This is a genomic window from Pseudothioclava nitratireducens, from assembly GCF_029210495.1.
Classification (GTDB): Bacteria; Pseudomonadota; Alphaproteobacteria; order Rhodobacterales; family Rhodobacteraceae; genus Pseudothioclava; species Pseudothioclava nitratireducens.
The window spans coordinates 347,830-362,245 of record NZ_JARGDK010000002.1 but is presented as its reverse complement, the minus strand read 5'-3'; the positions used below and the strand labels follow the sequence as shown (position 1 = coordinate 362,245).

The following is a 14,416-nucleotide window of genomic DNA, read 5'->3' as shown; positions in this document are numbered from 1 at the left end:
CTCAGCATAACCACGAAAGCCGCCTGATCATGACCTCAGGCCATCTGGGAAATTACACCACCTTGACGGACGCTACCCAATGAGCCGAAATAGCCCTAATTTCGCCAATAATGCCGGGCTATACCTACGCTATTGAAAAGGTGGGCCGACGATGTTTGGGCAGGCACTGAAATATTTCATTTTCGGAATTCTGGGGCTGGCGCTGATCGCGCCGATGGCGCTCATGCAGCTTGGGCAGTCCTTGACCGACCCCCGGGCTTTGATCGAGGCGCTGCGTTCGGGCAAGCCGCCCGTGCTGCGGTCGCAAACCCGCGAGACGGGCGCGCCGCTTGCGCATCTTGTCTATCATGACGACCAGTGGCGCGCGGATGATGCAATTACGGCCACGGCCGTTGGGATGCCCGTGTTCCGCTCCGAGGTTTTTGCCGAATGGCAGGCCAGCACGATGGACGATGTGCCGCGTATCGTGGGGCGATTTCCGGTCGCGCAGACCTGCGATCCGCCGTCGATATCCGGGCGGGCCGTTTTGCTGCGTGCGCCCGAGTCACCGTTGCGCGCTGGCCTTCAGGCCTGGGACCGGGAGACGTTTCGGGAGGCGGTGGATGCGATTATCGCTGCGCAGCGTGCGACCAACAAGGTCCGCGAGGTGAAGGCGATGGGGGTTTCGGAACGCGCGGGCTTTGCCGCCTATGATGTGGCCGTGACCGATCCCGGTCCGGTGCATCTGGTGCTGTTGTCGCGCGGCAAGCGCATGGTTTGGAACCTGCATCTAGCCACGGGTGCCGAGCTTGCGGGTGTGACGCTCATCGGGGGCGCAGGGGATGCGCTGGCCAATGTTCCAGAGGGTGTGCCGGTCCTTTCGCTGAGCCGCGAAGCCTTGGCGGGCTGTGGAGTGGTTGAGGCGTATCCCTATGAACCAGATGGATTTTTCTACCGGAACCACGCGGCGGGGGTTGTCAGTGACGAGGAATTCGCCCGTATGAATGCCGAAATGGGTGCGAAGGCAGCGGTCTGGGAAGACTGGCTGCGCCAGAGCTTCGGCGTCGCGCCGGGGACGCAGGCCATTGGCTATGATGCGGGGGTTTCGGCCCTTATCGGACCGGTTCCCGCAGAGCCGGTTCCTTGGCGTGGTCTGGCGCAGGCCCCGGTGCTTGTGGGCGATACCGAGGATGAGGTGATTGCCCGAGCGCTTACCGACGGGGATGGGTTCTACGACGCCGCGATGACCCGCGCGCTGGAGCTTGCCGGTGGCTCTTTCGAGATGCTGCGCGCGCATCCGAAACCCGCGGTTGTGCTTGGAGGTCTGTGATGTTGCGCGTCTTCGTTCTGGTCCTCGGGCTTGTGCTCTTCATTCCTGCGATCGGTTACATGGTCTGGTATGGGCTTCAGCAGGTGCCCGAGGTGGCCAAGCTCACCGACGATTTTGCGCAGACGGCGGGTGGCATCGTCAAAGGGGTCGAGAAAATCCGCATCGCGGGTTCCAATGCCTCGGTCTCTTATGGCGAGGGCGGCGGCCCTGACCCGAGTTCCGTCGCGCAGGGCGCGGGCTGGCGCAAGGTGCGGGCCGCGCATCAGAACAAGCGTGAATTCGACGCATTCGTCAGTCACGAGGCCTTTGATCGCCGCCGGATGGTGCGTTTCATTATCCCGGTGACGCCCGAGGAGATGCTGGTCGAAGGGGAAGCCGCGCCCGATCCGTTCTGGCGGCGCAGTTTCCTTGAGGCGCGGGCGGTGCAGGTGGCGGCGGCGCAATGCGCGCTCCTCCCCCAGAGTTTCGCGCGCGATTGCAAGTTGCGCGATTTCGATCTGCGTCATCGGGGACCCGGCGGTCAGGTGCCAATGCTGGAAGTTGCGCTGAACTACATAGAGGCCACGCCTCTCGGGGTTCTGCCCCTGCCTGAAAGCGACCCGCGGATCGTCCGCGAGCAGGTCCAGATCGAAGGGCTTTTGGTCACTCGTGAGGGGATGCCAGAGGCCTTGGCACAGGTGTTTGATGCAGCGCAGAAGCACTGTGCGACGCTCCGCGCCCAAAGCGCCAATTGCGCGATCGAGGGTGTGACGATCAAGGACCCGGCGCTCGACAGCATGCAGGTGATCGAAGTCGGGGGACAGGTGCAGGTTTCTGCCGAGGCCAACACGGGCATCGGGAGCTATACGGTCTCGCGCATGCTCTCCGCTGTCGATCGGGCGCTGATGCGGGCGGAATGACCGCACCCCCGGAAGGGTGCGGCCGGTGTCGGCTCAGGCTTGACCAAGCGCCTGATCGAGATCGGCGATCAGGTCGTCGGCATTCTCGATCCCGATCGAGAGACGCACCACATTCGGTGCGGCGCCCGCTGCGATCTGCTGTGCTTCGGTCAATTGCCGGTGCGTGGTCGAGGCCGAATGGATGATGAGCGAGCGCGCATCACCGAGGTTCGCGACATGGCTGAACAGTTTGAGATTGTTCACGAGGCTCACGCAGGATTCGTAGCCGCCCTTGAGCGCGACCGTAAAGAGCGCACCTGCGCCTTTCGGGCAAACGGTGGCGATCCGCTTGTTCCAGGGCGAGCTTTCGAGCCCGGCATAGGTGACGTAATCGACACGCGGGTCCGCCTCGAGCCATTGCGCAACCTTGATCGCATTGGCGACATGACGCTCCATCCGCAGGCTCAGCGTCTCGATCCCCATAAGCGTGTAATGCGCGCCTTGCGGGTTCATCGTCATGCCCAGATCACGCAGGCCCACCGCGATGGAGTGGAAGGTGAAGGCCATCGGCCCGAGTGCCTCGTGGAATTTCAGCCCGTGATAAGCGGGTTCGGGGGCCGAGAGGCTCGGGAATTTGTCCGAGGCCGACCAGTCGAACTTGCCCGAATCCACCACGCAGCCGCCGGTGACGGTGCCATTCCCGGTAAGGTATTTGGTCATCGAATGCACGACGAGCGTCGCGCCAAGCTCGATCGGGCGGCAGAGGTAGGGGGTCGCCAGCGTGTTATCGACGATGAGCGGCAGACCGGCCTTGTCGGCGACTTTCGCGACCGCCGGAATGTCGGTGATATAGCCGCCCGGGTTCGAGATCGACTCGCAGAAGATCGCGCGGGTGTCATCGTCGATAGCGGCTTCGAGCGCCGCCAGATCGTCGAAATCGACGAAGGTGCAGGACCAGCCGAAGCGTTTGATCGTCTGGCTGAACTGGGTGATGGTGCCGCCGTAAAGGCGGGTCGAGGCGACGATGTTCTTGCCCGGTCCCATGAGCGGGAACAGCGCCATGATCTGTGCCGCATGCCCCGACGAGGTGCAGACCGCGCCCGCGCCGCCTTCGAGCGCTGCGATCCGGTTGGCCAGCGCGGCGACCGTCGGGTTGGTCAGGCGTGAGTAGATGTAGCCCACCTCTTGCAGGTTAAAGAGCCGAGCCGCGTGGTCGGCGTCTTTGAAGACATAGGCCGTCGTTTGATAGATCGGCACCTGACGCGCGCCGGTTGCCGGATCGGGCTCTGCGCCCGCGTGAATTTGCAGCGTGTCGAAAGAATAGTCGGACATCCGCGCCTCTCCCCTAAGTGAAACCCGGCGGAGCCTAGCCTTGGCCTTGGCCCGCTTCAATCACATTCGTTTTGATGCATGTCGCGCGGGCCTCAGCGCATCCACAGCCCCGCACGCTTGATCGTGTTTCGGATCACCTGTTCGCGTGAGGGTAGATCGCTGCGGTCGAACATGTCCCTGATCTTGTGACCTTTTTTCTGGTAGATCAGCTTCTTGGCGGGCTCGTAGGCCTTGAGCACCTTCTTGATCGGATTGGGCGCGGTGATCGCCTCCAGCGTCTCGACCACCTTGTCGTTCTCACGCGCGTAGAGCAGCGGCAGCGTGCGGTAGTGACAGCTCACATCGCCATCGAGCCCGTCAAGCTCCGGCCCCGGACGCCCGCCGCCAAAGCTGTGGATGACGAGGGGCAGGGCGATCTGGTCGAGCCACGGATCGAGCGACTGGCAGGCCAGCTCGTCCGGCGTATCGTCGCGGATCGCGAGCGCATAATCGAGGAAGCGCTGGCCAAACGTCTTCGGGTCCGCGCCAAAGAACCAGCCCGCGTTGAAATAAAGGTAGCGGCGCCAGTATTCGTCGGGCTGGCTCAGGTCGAGCGAGCTTTCGAAATCGAGGCCGAACTTGTCGTAAAGCGATTTCCAGATGCCCGCATAGCCCGGCCCGTAAAGCGGCGGCTCGGGCCAGGTGCCTTCGCGGCGCATCGAGGCGGCAGGTCGGGCGAAGTCGAAACTCACGTCGCTGAGAGGGGCGGTGAACAGCGTGTCGGTGTCGAAGAAGACAAAAGGTTCGCCCTCGGGCAGCGCGGCCAGCGCCTCGATCTTGTTTCCGAACGGGTAGGACTGGCCGAAATGGCGGTTCTCGAAAGGCAGGATTTCCGCGCCCTGGTCTTCGAGGATCGCGCGGACCGGCGCGGAAATATGGGTCTCCCCGTTCCAACGCGCGCCCTGCGGTTCCGCGACGAAGAAACGACCCTTGAACTCGGGATTGGCGGCGCGGAAGCTCAGCGCGAAGAGGCTCGCCTCATATTCAAGCCGCCCGCTCTGCGCGATGCAGAGGATGTTGAACGGTTTTGTCTTGGCTTTTCTTGCCGCCATGAATTGCTCTGCCCCCGGTATTTTCGGGCAGTATAGCGGCAAATCCGGCGCGCAAAAGGGTAGGTGAGCGCGCCGTCACGGCATGACGGCTCAAAAGCGAAAGGCCGCCCCGGGGGACGGCCTTTTCGTTACGTTCGCCACCCCCAAGAGGGGAAGTGGTGGGTGACCCTGGAATCGAACCAGGCATGGGTCTCCCCGGCGGAGTTACAGTCCGCTGCCGCACCTTGCAGCACGTCACCCGACGCTGGCGGGGGGATACGATAGGGGATCACAGGCGTCAAGGGGGACAAACTGCGCGAAGCGGGAAAAAATGCGCGTGGCCGTCGGGGCATGGGCAACGCTTCGGGCTTGCCATTCGCGCGCGCCGCGCGCAGGAAGGGTTGAACTGGAGAATTTGCCATGAAGAAACCGTCCTGGGTCATCGACAAAGAACGCAGCAAACGCGCCGCCGCGGCGGAGACCGTGTGGCTGTTCGGTCTGCATGCGGTGCGCGATGCGCTGATGAACCCCGCGCGGGAACGGCTGCGGCTGGTTCTGACGCAGAACGCCGCCAACAAGCTGGGCGAGGCGATTGCCGTGGCCGGGATAGAGCCGCAGATCGTCGACCCGCGCAAATTCGCCAACCACGTGACGCTCGCCCCCGATTCCGTGCACCAAGGCGCCGCGATGGAGGTCAAACCGCTCAGCTGGGGTAGCATCGACGAGGTGTGTCTCACGGGCGAGGGGCTGCCGCTTGTTGTGTGCCTCGACCGGGTGACCGACCCGCATAATGTGGGCGCTATTCTACGCTCGGCAGAGGTGTTCGGCGCGCGTGCCGTGATCGCGCCGCATCGTCACTCCGCCCCCGAGACCGGGGCGCTGGCCAAGACCGCGTCGGGTGCGCTGGAGCGTCAGCCCTATCTGCGGGTCAAGAATTTGGCAGACGCGCTGATTGAGTTGAAGGATATGGGCTTCCAGATCGTGGGGCTTGCGGGCGAGGCGAAAATGACCTTGCGCGATGGTCTCTCCGCTGCCGGTCCCGCGCCCGTAGCGCTGGTCCTTGGGGCCGAAGGGCCGGGCCTGCGCGAGAAAACCCGAGAGCTGTGCGATTTCATCGTGAAGATTCCCTTCGCCGGGGAGTTCGGCTCGCTGAACGTGTCGAACGCGGCCGCCGTGTCGCTTTACGCGGCCTCTACACGCTGAGTTCACGTTAGCGCGACTTTTCGGCCCGCCCCCTTTAACCGGGGATTTACATACCTATGTCTGGATAGTGGAAGCGCGGCTCTGGAACTGCTGCGTTTCATGTTCACTGTCCCTCGTTCCGCCACTTTAGCGCCCGGCCTCTTGGCTCGGGCGCTTTTTTCTTCCACTCTGCCCGCGACATGAGGAGACCTGAATGACCGATATCGACCTGCGCGAGATTTTCGCAACCACCCGCACCATTGCTGTCGTGGGGTTTTCGAACAAACCGGAGCGCGCCTCCTACATGGTGGCCGCATTTTTGCAGTCCAAGGGCTACCGGGTGATCCCGGTCAATCCGGGGCTGGCCGGGAAGACCTATCTCGATGAGACCGTCTATGCCGATCTGGCCGCGATCCCGGCCAATATCGAGGTTGATATGGTCGATATCTTCCGCGCGCCTGAGCATGTGCCCGAAGTGGTCGATGCCGCGCTGGAGCATTTGCCGCATCTGCGCACGATCTGGATGCAGCTCGGCGTGATCCACGAGGGGGCTGCGAGCAGGGCGCGCCATGCGGGCAAGATGGTGGTGATGGACCGCTGCCCCAAGATCGACTACCCGCGCGTCATGCAGGCAGGGGTCTGAGTGGTCAGGCCGCGCCGAGCGCGCGGTATCCCCGGATCAGCATCAGGATGCCCACGGCGCACAGGCCCACGGCGCTCAGATGCTCGATCCGGATTTTTTGGGCCATGCTGGTGCGGACGGCATGCATGGCCAGCAGCGCATATCCAAGGATGAAGGCTGCGTCGAGCGTCACGAAGATCACCCCGTAGACCAGCGATTGCAGCGTGATGCTGTGCTCGGCCGAGATGAAGCCGGGGAAAAGTGCCACGAAGAACACGATGGCTTTGGGGTTGGTGACGCAGGCGAAAAAGCCGGTGGTAAAGGTCGCGCGCTTGCGCAGCGGCGGTAGGTCCGGGGCGGGAATGCGGGCCTCGCGCCACGATTGCAACGCGAGCCACAGGATGAACACGCCGCCCGCCATTTGCAGCCACGGCAGGATCACCCCGGAAAGTGCGATCAGCGTTTTCAATGAGCCCACGGCGATCAGGATGTGGACGACAGATCCAAGCGCGTCGCCCGCCACCGTGGTCAGCGCCGCGCGCGGGCCAAACCGGATCGCCTGCGCCGAGGCGAGCGCCACCGAGGGGCCGGGCGTCACCACAATCAGCAGAGTGGCGGTGAGAAACGCGAGAAACAGCACCGGGTCCATCGCTCAGACTCCCAGCCGGTCGCGCATAGAGAACCACGTCATCGCGGCCACCAGAAGCGGCCAGCGGAACATTGCGCCGCCGGGGAAGCTTGGCACGTTGAGACCGGCCATGATATCGAAGCGCCCGGCCTGACCCGTCACGGCCTCGGTCATGATCTTGCCCGCCAGCGTCCCCATCGCCACCCCATGCCCCGAGAAGCCCGAGGCCGAGAGGATATTTGATTTTGCCCGGATAAAGGCCGGCATCCGGTTCATCGTGATCGCCAGTGTCCCGCCCCAAGCATAGTCGATCGGCACATCTTTGAGGCCCGGATAGACCTCGAGCATCGGTTTGGTGACGGTCTTCACCACGTCGGGGAACTTGTAGCCATAGCTCTCGCCGCCCCCGAACAGAAGCCGGTTATCCTCGGACAGCCGCCAGTAATTCACGACGAATTTCGTGTCCGCCACGGCGACGTTCTCGCGGAGAACCTCGGCCACGCGCGGGCCAAGGGGGGCCGTTGCCACGATGAAGTTGTTGATCGGCATGACGCGATTGGCGACGCGCGGCTCAAGGCCGCCCAAATAGCCATTCGCCGCGAGGAGGACGTGATCGGCCTCGACATGGCCCTTGTCGGTTTGGACCTTGGCCGGGCTGCCGGGCCGGATGTGATGCACGACCGAGGTCTCGAAGATGCGCGCGCCTGCGGCCTCGGCGGCCAGCGCAAGGCCTTGCGCGAAGTTCAGAGGGTGCAGATGCCCCGCGCCCCGGTCGATATCGCCGCCCTGATAGGCCTCGGAGGGCAGGATCTCCCGCAATGCCGCGCGGTCGAGCGGCGTTACCTGCTCATAGCCATAATCGCGTGCGAGTTTCTCGGCATAGGCATGGGAATGGGCGACCTCGGAGGGTTTCCAGCAGGCATGAACGATGCCCGGATGGAAGGTGACCGGCATCGCATGCCGCGAGATGAGATCGCGGACCAGCGTCTTGGCCTCCTCGCCGAAATCCCACAGCTTGCGCGCGGTCTCCAGCCCGTAGGACTTTTCCAGATCGTCCTGTTCCAGCCGCTGACCCGAGCCAACCTGACCGCCGTTGCGCCCTGAGGCCCCAAAGCCAACCCGGTGTGCTTCGAGCAGGATCACAGAGAGTCCCCGCTCCGCCGCGTGGAGTGCCGCCGAGAGGCCGGTGAAACCGCCCCCGATGATGCACAGATCCACCCGCTCGCGCCCGCGCAACTCCGGCCAGCGGCGATCACTGGCGGCGGTCGCGGCGTAGTAGCTCGGCGCGTGCTCGCCGCGCCTGTCATTGGCGAAAAGCAGGTTCATCGGCTTATACGTTCAGCAGCAGGTGCTCGCGCTCCCAAGGCGAGATCACTTGCAGGAACTCCTTGTATTCGTTTCGTTTTACAGCCTCGTAGACGGTGCAGAACTCAGGGCCGAGCACGTCGCGCACGGCCGCGTTGTCGGCCAGAAGGTCGAGCGCATCGCCAAGGTTCACCGGCACGTCCTCGGCCGACATATAGGCGTCGCCCAGGCATTCGGGCTTCGGCATCTTCTTTTCCTTCAGGCCGATATAAGCGCAGGCGAGCGAGGCCGCGAGCCCGAGATAGGGGTTGCAATCCATCCCCGCCAGCCGGTTCTCGATCCGCCGCGCGGAGGGGCCCGAGATCGGAACGCGCAGGCCCGTCGTGCGGTTGTCGCGGCCCCATTCGAGGTTGATCGGCGCCGCGAAATCCGGGACGTAACGGCGATAGCTGTTCACATAGGGCGCGAGCAGCGCGATCACGGCCGGAAGGTGGTTCTGAAGCCCCGCAATGGCATGTAGAAACGCCTCGGACTCTCCGCCATCCGGGTCCGAGAAGATATTCTCGCCGGTTTTCATGTCGATCACCGATTGGTGGATATGCATGGCCGAGCCGGGTTCCCCCTCGATCGGTTTGGCCATGAAGGTGGCGAAACAGTCGTGCCGCAGCGCGGCCTCGCGGATCAGCCGTTTGAAGTAAAAGATCTGATCGGCCAGTTCGACCGGGTTGCCATGGGCGAGGTTGATCTCGACCTGACCCGCGCCGCCTTCTTGCAAGATGCCGTCGATCTCGAAGCCCTGAAGCTCGGCGAAATCGTAAATGTCGTCGATGACCTTGCCGTATTCATCGACCGCCGACATCGAATAGGCCTGTTTCGCAGCCGCCCGGCGTCCCGAGCGTCCCATCGGCGGGATGATCGGCTGGTTCGGGTCGATGTTGCGGGCGACGAGGAAGAACTCCATCTCGGGCGCGACGATGGGTTGCCAGCCCTCGGCCTCATAGAGCGAGAGCACGCGCTTGAGGACGTTACGCGGCGCGATGGGGACGGGGTTGCCCTGCTGATCCTCGACATCGTGGATGATTTGCAGCGTCCAGTCATTGGTCCATGGCGCCGCCGTCGCCGTCGAGAAATCCGGAACGAGGATCATGTCCGGCTCGGTGAAGGCCCCCATCGGATTGTCGGTCCACTCGCCGGTGATCGTTTGCAGGAAGATTGAGTTTGGCAGGAAGAACCGGTCCTGAAATTGAAACTTCGAGGCGGGCATCGCCTTGCCGCGCGCAACACCCGCTATATCGGCAACGATGCATTCCACTTCGTCGAGGCGGCGGCCGGTCAAATAATCGCGCGCGGCCTGAGGGATCTTGTCTTGCCAGTCGGACATGGGTCACCTGTTGGGGGCCGTCTCGGCCCTTGGTTTGAGAAAGAATTCGGCGATGCGATCAGCGATCCGGGCCGCGTCGTTGGTCGGACCAAGCCGACCCATCGCGGCCTCCATGAGCGGGTCGGGGACAACCCCCTTGCCGCGCGTGCGCATCAGCCCCGCGACGAAATCGTCGGAAAACTCGGGATGGGCCTGCACCGTATAGGCCGTGTCGCCATAGACGAGGGCCGCGTTCTCGCAAAAGTCGTTGCAGCCCGCGACCTCGGCCCCTTCGGGGCGCTCGACGACCTGATCGCGGTGCCATGCGTTCAGCGTGATCTTTTCTCCGCCGAAATCGTAGTCCTGCGGGCCAACCGCCCAGCCGCCCTGATAACGCTCGACCCGGCCGCCCATCGCCTGCGCGATGATCTGGTGGCCAAAGCAGATGCCCACCATCGGCACTTTCGCCGCCATCGCGTCGCGGATAAAGGCTTCGAGCCTTGGGATGAAGGGATGGTCCTCATAGGCGCCATGCCGCGAGCCGGTGATCAGCCAGCCGTCGCAATCATGCACATCGCCCGGAAATTCCATTGCCTCGACATGGTAGGTTCGAAACTGGAGCCCGTGCCCCGCCAGAAGCCGGACGAACATGTCGGGATAGTCTCCGGCCTCGTCCCGAAGGATATCGGGCGATTGTCCGGTCTGCAAAATGCCGATCAGCATGGAACACCTTGGATTGGATTGTCAGAGCCTAGCCGCGCGCCCCGGCCCCGGCAAGAGGGACCGCAGCCGCACCACCCCGCCCTGTTTCAGTCTGCCACAAATATCCCGGGGGTGAGGCCGCAGGCCGAGGGGGCAGCGCCCCCCGGCTGTCAGACCGTGTCGAGATATAGCTCGGTCTGCTCCTGGTCCGACAGTTCGGCCATGTAATGCAGCTCTTGGCGCTTGGTCATGAGGAAATTGTCGATCAGCTCGCGCTCGAAGATGCGGGGGATATGCGGGCATTCGGCGAAGCGCTCGATCGCCTCGCCCCAGGTCCCTGGCAGTTGCGGCAGCCCCTGCGAGTAGGCGTTACCTTTGATGGGTGCGGGCGGTTCGGTCTGATCCTCAATCCCGTTCAGAGCCGCGCCCAGAATGGCCGCGATCATCAGGTAGGGGTTCACATCGCCTCCGGCCACGCGATGCTCGATCCGGCGGGCTTTTGGCCCGGAGGCCGGGATGCGCAGGGCGGTCGTGCGGTTCTCGTAGGCCCAAGCGATGGCGGTCGGCGCATGCGCGTCGGGCACCAGCCGGTCGTAGCTGTTCTCATGGGGCGCGAAGATCAGCGTGGAGCCGGGCATCGCCTCAAGGCAACCGGCAACGGCATGGCGCAGCTTGTCCGATCCGGCGGGGCCGCCATCGTCGAAAATGTTGTTGCCCGCGCTGTCGAGCACCGAGAAATGCATGTGCATCCCGTTGCCGGTCCAGACGTCATAGGGCTTTGCCATGAACGAGGCCGCGAAGCCGTGGCTGCGCGCGAGCCCCTTCACAAGCATCTTGAAGAGCCAGGCGTCATCGGCGGCCTTAAGCGCGTCCGATTGGTGCATCATGTTCAGTTCGAACTGCCCCGGACCCGCCTCGGAAATGGCGGTATCCGCCGGTATGTCCATCGCCTCGCAGGCGTCATAGAGCTGCGAGAAGAACACGTCGAAGGCATCGAGTGCGCGCAAGGACAGAACCTCGCCACCGGTGCGGCGCTTGCCCGAGCGGGGCGAGGGCGGCACGCGCAACTGCTTGCCTGAATCGTCGATCAGGAAGAATTCAAGTTCGGTCGCCACCACCGGGGTCAGGCCCTTGGCGGAGTAGCGCTCGACCACGCGGGCCAATGCCTGACGCGGATCGCCGGCATAGGGGCGGCCATCCATGTGGAACATCCAGATCGGCAAGAGCGCGGTCGGCGCGCCCAGCCACGGCATCGGCAGGAAGCCACGCTCGGTCGGCATCAAGAGCCCATCGGAATCGCCGGTTTCGAAGACGAGCGGGCTGTCCTCGATATCCTCGCCCCAGATGTCGAGATTCATCACCGAGTAGGGAAAGCGCGTGCCCTCGGTAAAGACCTTTTCGGCAAAGCGTGCGGGAACGCGCTTGCCGCGCGCCACGCCATTCAAATCCGCCGCCGCGACACGGATCGTGCGCACGTCGGTATGTTCTCTGAGCCAGTCCATGGATTACTACCTGATTATCGGATGATCTGCGGCCTCAGCCGCAGGCGGGGGCGATCCTGCCCCGGCAGGTGGCGGTTGAGCCGCCGGTTCACAGCCCCGAAGATTCCGATCAGCACCAGCGTCAGCACAATGAAGTAGAAGGCGGTGATCGGGTAGGGGATGAAGGGGTTGAAGGTCTTGTCCGCGAAATAGGACGCGTAATAGAGCGCGTCGCCCTGCTGCTTGAACGCGGGGAAGCCCGAGAAAAACACCAGCGCAGTCGCGTGGAACAGGAAGATCGCCTCGTTCGTGTAGGCGGGCCACGCAAGGCGCAGCATCGTCGGCCAGACCACGCGGCGGAACTTGGTCCAGCCGGTCATGCCATAGGCATCGGCTGCCTCGAGGTCGCCCTTGGGCACCGAGCGCAGCGCGCCGTAGAAGATCTCGGCGGAATAGGCGGAGGTATTGAGGAACAGCACCAGAAGCGCCCCCGCCCAAGCTCGCGTCATCCATGAGGTCTGGATTGTCAGTCCAAAGATGTCGATGCCCGCGCGCGGCAAAAGCACCAGCGCCTCATAGGCGAGGAAGAACTGGATGAAGAGGGGCGAGCCGCGGAACAGGAAGATGAACCATTCCGCCGGTTTGCGCAGGAGCGGGTTCTCCGACGCTTTGGCCAGCGCCAGCGCGGTCGCCGCGAAAAAGCCGAAGATCAGCGCCAGCGCGCCGAAATAGACGTTCCAGATCATCCCCGAGCCGATCAGCGTGAACTGATGGCAAAGCGTGACATCGCCGCGCGGCAAGAGCCGTTCGCCAACGCCCAGAGAGCGCATCCCGTAGTCGGCGATGATGTCGAGACAGCTCATGCGCCCGCGCCTCCGGCCTGTTTGCGCTGGGCCTCTCCGGCCATGGTGGCCTGCCCGCGTGAGAGCCGCGCGGTGATCCGCGACAGCACGCTTTCCGAAAGCTTGGTCATGCCAAGATAGAAGGCGAGAAGCCCAAGGAAATACCACACGCGCCAGTCGGGATGCGGGTAGTCATAGATCGCCGATTTGGTCGAGCCAAGCTCGCGCGCCCAGTAGACGATATCCTCCACACCCAAGAGGAACAGAAGCGGCGTAGCCTTGATCAGGATCATCCAGAGGTTCGACAGGCCCGGCAGCGCATAGGTCCACATTTGCGGGATCAGAATGCGGCGGGTGACCTGACGGTGTGTCATGCCATAGGCCTCGGCGGTTTCGAGTTGCGCGCGCGGCACCGCCTGCATCGCGCCGTAAAGCACATTCGCGGCAAAGGCGCCGAAAACGATGGCAAAGGCGATGACGGCCAGCGTGAAACCATAGGCCTCGTGCCATATCTGCGGGCTCGACGACAGCGGCAGTTTTGCGGCTGCGCAGACGTTGAATTCGTTATTGGACCAGACCGGGGCGTCGCTTGGCGGGCAGGCCCAGAGATGGCGCAGATATTCGAGCCCCTGATCGAGCGCGATCGGCACGAAGAGGAAAAAGACGATGTCGGGCACGCCGCGCACCATCGCGGTGTAGCCCTTGCCGAACCAGCGCAGCGGCGCCACGCGAGAGCGGGCCGCCAGCGCCCCCCCGAACCCAAACAAAAGCGCGACCGGTGCGGTGATGACCATCAGCAGCAGCACAACGAAGAACGAGCCATAGAACAACATGTGCTTGCCCGTGGTCAGGTAGCACATGAGCCAGGCGAGGCCCTCAAGTTGGGATGGGTCGGCGCAGCTTGCGAACATGGGGGCAGGGGCCGGGCGCGGGGATAGGGCCGCGCCCGGCCGTCAGATCAGAAGGTTTTCGCTTCTTCGCCGAAATACTTGGTGATCAGCGCGTTGATCGAACCGTCCTCTTTCATCGAGGTGATCGCGGCATTGAGCTTGTCTTTCAGCTCGGTATCCGACTTGCGCAGACCGACGCCGATCCCGCCGCCCAGCGGCACGTCATCGCCGGACCAGACGAATTCGCCGCCATCGGTGACGAAGGGGGCGAGCGCGTCCTTGTCGGCGAAGACCGCGTCGGCTTCGCCGTTCTTCACGGCTGCGACGGTGTCGTCGAGCGTTGCGAATTCCAGCAGCGTCGCGCCCGATTTTGCCACGTAATCCGCCTGAATGGTGCCGGTTTGCGCGGCCACGACACCCATCAGGTCCGCCTCGGCCGACAGTGCCATATAGGCCGAAGCCGCCGGCGGGAAGTAGTTCTGGGTGAAGTCGATGGTCTCCATCCGCTCATCGGTGATCGACATGCCGGCGATGATGGTGTCGTAGTTGCCCGAGAGCAGGTTCGGGATGATGCTGTCCCATTCGTTGGTGACCCATTCGCAGGTCAGTTCGGCGCGTTTGCACAGCTCGTCGCCCACTTCACGCTCAAAGCCCGCGACCTCACCCTTGTCGTCGATGAAGTTGTAGGGAGGGTAGGCGCCCTCGGTCCCCATGCGGATCGTGTCGGCCATGGCGAAACCGGCCGAGAAGGCCAGCGCGGAGGCGGTCAGGATCAGAGTTTTCATGTTAGTTCCCCTGTCAGGTTTTGATTTTGA

At 63.6% G+C, this 14,416-nt stretch carries 14 protein-coding genes and 1 tRNA gene; 4 read left to right on the top strand and 11 right to left on the bottom strand.

Translation table 11 applies throughout. The features are described 5' to 3' along the window. The first annotated feature begins 151 nt into the window (after nt 1–151). Both P0X85_RS04005 and P0X85_RS04000 read left to right on the top strand, forming a co-directional pair. Nucleotides 152–1,309, top strand: coding sequence for a hypothetical protein (locus P0X85_RS04005; RefSeq protein WP_275808778.1), 1,158 nt, complete (start codon nt 152–154; stop codon nt 1,307–1,309). After that, nucleotides 1,309–2,208: a hypothetical protein gene (locus P0X85_RS04000; RefSeq protein WP_275808775.1), complete on the top strand. Its 900-nt coding sequence runs from the start codon at nt 1,309–1,311 to the stop codon at nt 2,206–2,208. Before P0X85_RS04005 ends, P0X85_RS04000 begins: the two co-directional genes overlap by 1 nt. Nucleotides 2,209–2,241: 33 nt before the next feature. Here the strand turns inward: P0X85_RS04000 and P0X85_RS03995 are convergent, their stop codons facing one another. From P0X85_RS03995 to P0X85_RS03985, 3 genes are all read right to left on the bottom strand, one after another. After that, nucleotides 2,242–3,519 (bottom strand): O-acetylhomoserine aminocarboxypropyltransferase/cysteine synthase family protein, encoded by a 1,278-nt coding sequence (locus tag P0X85_RS03995; RefSeq protein ID WP_275808772.1) that lies wholly within the window; start codon nt 3,517–3,519, stop codon nt 2,242–2,244. Between the two features lie 92 nt (nt 3,520–3,611). Next, the gene (locus P0X85_RS03990) at nt 3,612–4,610 is read right to left on the bottom strand and encodes a hypothetical protein (RefSeq protein WP_275808769.1); all 999 of its coding nucleotides are present in this window, start codon (nt 4,608–4,610) and stop codon (nt 3,612–3,614) included. Between the two features lie 156 nt (nt 4,611–4,766). Beyond that, nucleotides 4,767–4,850: transfer RNA gene (locus tag P0X85_RS03985), tRNA-Tyr, on the bottom strand. Between the two features lie 159 nt (nt 4,851–5,009). Here P0X85_RS03985 and rlmB point away from each other — a divergent pair. Then, on the top strand, nt 5,010–5,792 hold the full coding sequence (rlmB, locus tag P0X85_RS03980; RefSeq protein ID WP_275808765.1) for a 23S rRNA (guanosine(2251)-2'-O)-methyltransferase RlmB: 783 nt from the start codon (nt 5,010–5,012) through the stop codon (nt 5,790–5,792). Nucleotides 5,793–5,985: 193 nt separating this feature from the next. Further along, a complete protein-coding gene (locus P0X85_RS03975; protein WP_275808762.1) occupies nt 5,986–6,414 on the top strand; it encodes a CoA-binding protein in 429 nt (142 codons plus the stop codon). Nucleotides 6,415–6,418: 4 nt separating this feature from the next. On the opposite strand, the gene P0X85_RS03970 is transcribed toward P0X85_RS03975, so the two are convergent. The 8 genes from P0X85_RS03970 to P0X85_RS03935 all read right to left on the bottom strand — a co-directional run bounded on the left by P0X85_RS03970 (nt 6,419) and on the right by P0X85_RS03935 (nt 14,386). Then, nucleotides 6,419–7,042 carry a LysE family translocator gene (locus P0X85_RS03970; RefSeq protein ID WP_275808757.1) on the bottom strand — a complete coding sequence of 208 codons (624 nt, stop codon included), beginning with the start codon at nt 7,040–7,042 and terminating at the stop codon, nt 6,419–6,421. Nucleotides 7,043–7,045: 3 nt separating this feature from the next. After that, complete coding sequence (locus P0X85_RS03965) at nt 7,046–8,347, bottom strand: NAD(P)/FAD-dependent oxidoreductase (protein WP_275808754.1); 1,302 nt, start codon at nt 8,345–8,347, stop codon at nt 7,046–7,048. 4 nt (nt 8,348–8,351) lie between these two features. Further along, nucleotides 8,352–9,707, bottom strand: coding sequence for a glutamine synthetase family protein (locus P0X85_RS03960; protein ID WP_275808751.1), 1,356 nt, complete (start codon nt 9,705–9,707; stop codon nt 8,352–8,354). A gap of 3 nt (nt 9,708–9,710) precedes the next feature. Beyond that, nucleotides 9,711–10,409 (bottom strand): type 1 glutamine amidotransferase, encoded by a 699-nt coding sequence (locus P0X85_RS03955; RefSeq protein WP_275808748.1) that lies wholly within the window; start codon nt 10,407–10,409, stop codon nt 9,711–9,713. A gap of 149 nt (nt 10,410–10,558) precedes the next feature. Further along, a complete protein-coding gene (locus P0X85_RS03950; protein ID WP_275808746.1) occupies nt 10,559–11,890 on the bottom strand; it encodes a glutamine synthetase family protein in 1,332 nt (443 codons plus the stop codon). A 14-nt stretch (nt 11,891–11,904) separates the two neighbouring features. Further along, nucleotides 11,905–12,732: an ABC transporter permease gene (locus P0X85_RS03945; RefSeq protein WP_275808743.1), complete on the bottom strand. Its 828-nt coding sequence runs from the start codon at nt 12,730–12,732 to the stop codon at nt 11,905–11,907. Further along, complete coding sequence (locus P0X85_RS03940; RefSeq protein ID WP_275808740.1) at nt 12,729–13,622, bottom strand: ABC transporter permease; 894 nt, start codon at nt 13,620–13,622, stop codon at nt 12,729–12,731. Before P0X85_RS03940 ends, P0X85_RS03945 begins: the two co-directional genes overlap by 4 nt. Before the next feature lie 47 nt (nt 13,623–13,669). Further along, nucleotides 13,670–14,386: a transporter substrate-binding domain-containing protein gene (locus P0X85_RS03935; protein ID WP_275808735.1), complete on the bottom strand. Its 717-nt coding sequence runs from the start codon at nt 14,384–14,386 to the stop codon at nt 13,670–13,672. Nucleotides 14,387–14,416 lie beyond the last annotated feature (30 nt).

Bases quoted from the DNA above. Each gene is read 5' to 3' on its own strand.
- P0X85_RS04005 (WP_275808778.1), top strand. From the start codon at position 152: ATGTTTGGGCAGGCACTGAAATATTTCATTTTCGGAATTCTGGGGCTG.
- P0X85_RS04000 (WP_275808775.1), top strand. From the start codon at position 1,309: ATGTTGCGCGTCTTCGTTCTGGTCCTCGGGCTTGTGCTCTTCATTCCT.
- P0X85_RS03995 (WP_275808772.1), bottom strand. From the start codon at position 3,519: ATGTCCGACTATTCTTTCGACACGCTGCAAATTCACGCGGGCGCAGAG.
- P0X85_RS03990 (WP_275808769.1), bottom strand. From the start codon at position 4,610: ATGGCGGCAAGAAAAGCCAAGACAAAACCGTTCAACATCCTCTGCATC.
- rlmB (WP_275808765.1), top strand. From the start codon at position 5,010: ATGAAGAAACCGTCCTGGGTCATCGACAAAGAACGCAGCAAACGCGCC.
- P0X85_RS03975 (WP_275808762.1), top strand. From the start codon at position 5,986: ATGACCGATATCGACCTGCGCGAGATTTTCGCAACCACCCGCACCATT.
- P0X85_RS03970 (WP_275808757.1), bottom strand. From the start codon at position 7,042: ATGGACCCGGTGCTGTTTCTCGCGTTTCTCACCGCCACTCTGCTGATT.
- P0X85_RS03965 (WP_275808754.1), bottom strand. From the start codon at position 8,347: ATGAACCTGCTTTTCGCCAATGACAGGCGCGGCGAGCACGCGCCGAGC.
- P0X85_RS03960 (WP_275808751.1), bottom strand. From the start codon at position 9,707: ATGTCCGACTGGCAAGACAAGATCCCTCAGGCCGCGCGCGATTATTTG.
- P0X85_RS03955 (WP_275808748.1), bottom strand. From the start codon at position 10,409: ATGCTGATCGGCATTTTGCAGACCGGACAATCGCCCGATATCCTTCGG.
- P0X85_RS03950 (WP_275808746.1), bottom strand. From the start codon at position 11,890: ATGGACTGGCTCAGAGAACATACCGACGTGCGCACGATCCGTGTCGCG.
- P0X85_RS03945 (WP_275808743.1), bottom strand. From the start codon at position 12,732: ATGAGCTGTCTCGACATCATCGCCGACTACGGGATGCGCTCTCTGGGC.
- P0X85_RS03940 (WP_275808740.1), bottom strand. From the start codon at position 13,622: ATGTTCGCAAGCTGCGCCGACCCATCCCAACTTGAGGGCCTCGCCTGG.
- P0X85_RS03935 (WP_275808735.1), bottom strand. From the start codon at position 14,386: ATGAAAACTCTGATCCTGACCGCCTCCGCGCTGGCCTTCTCGGCCGGT.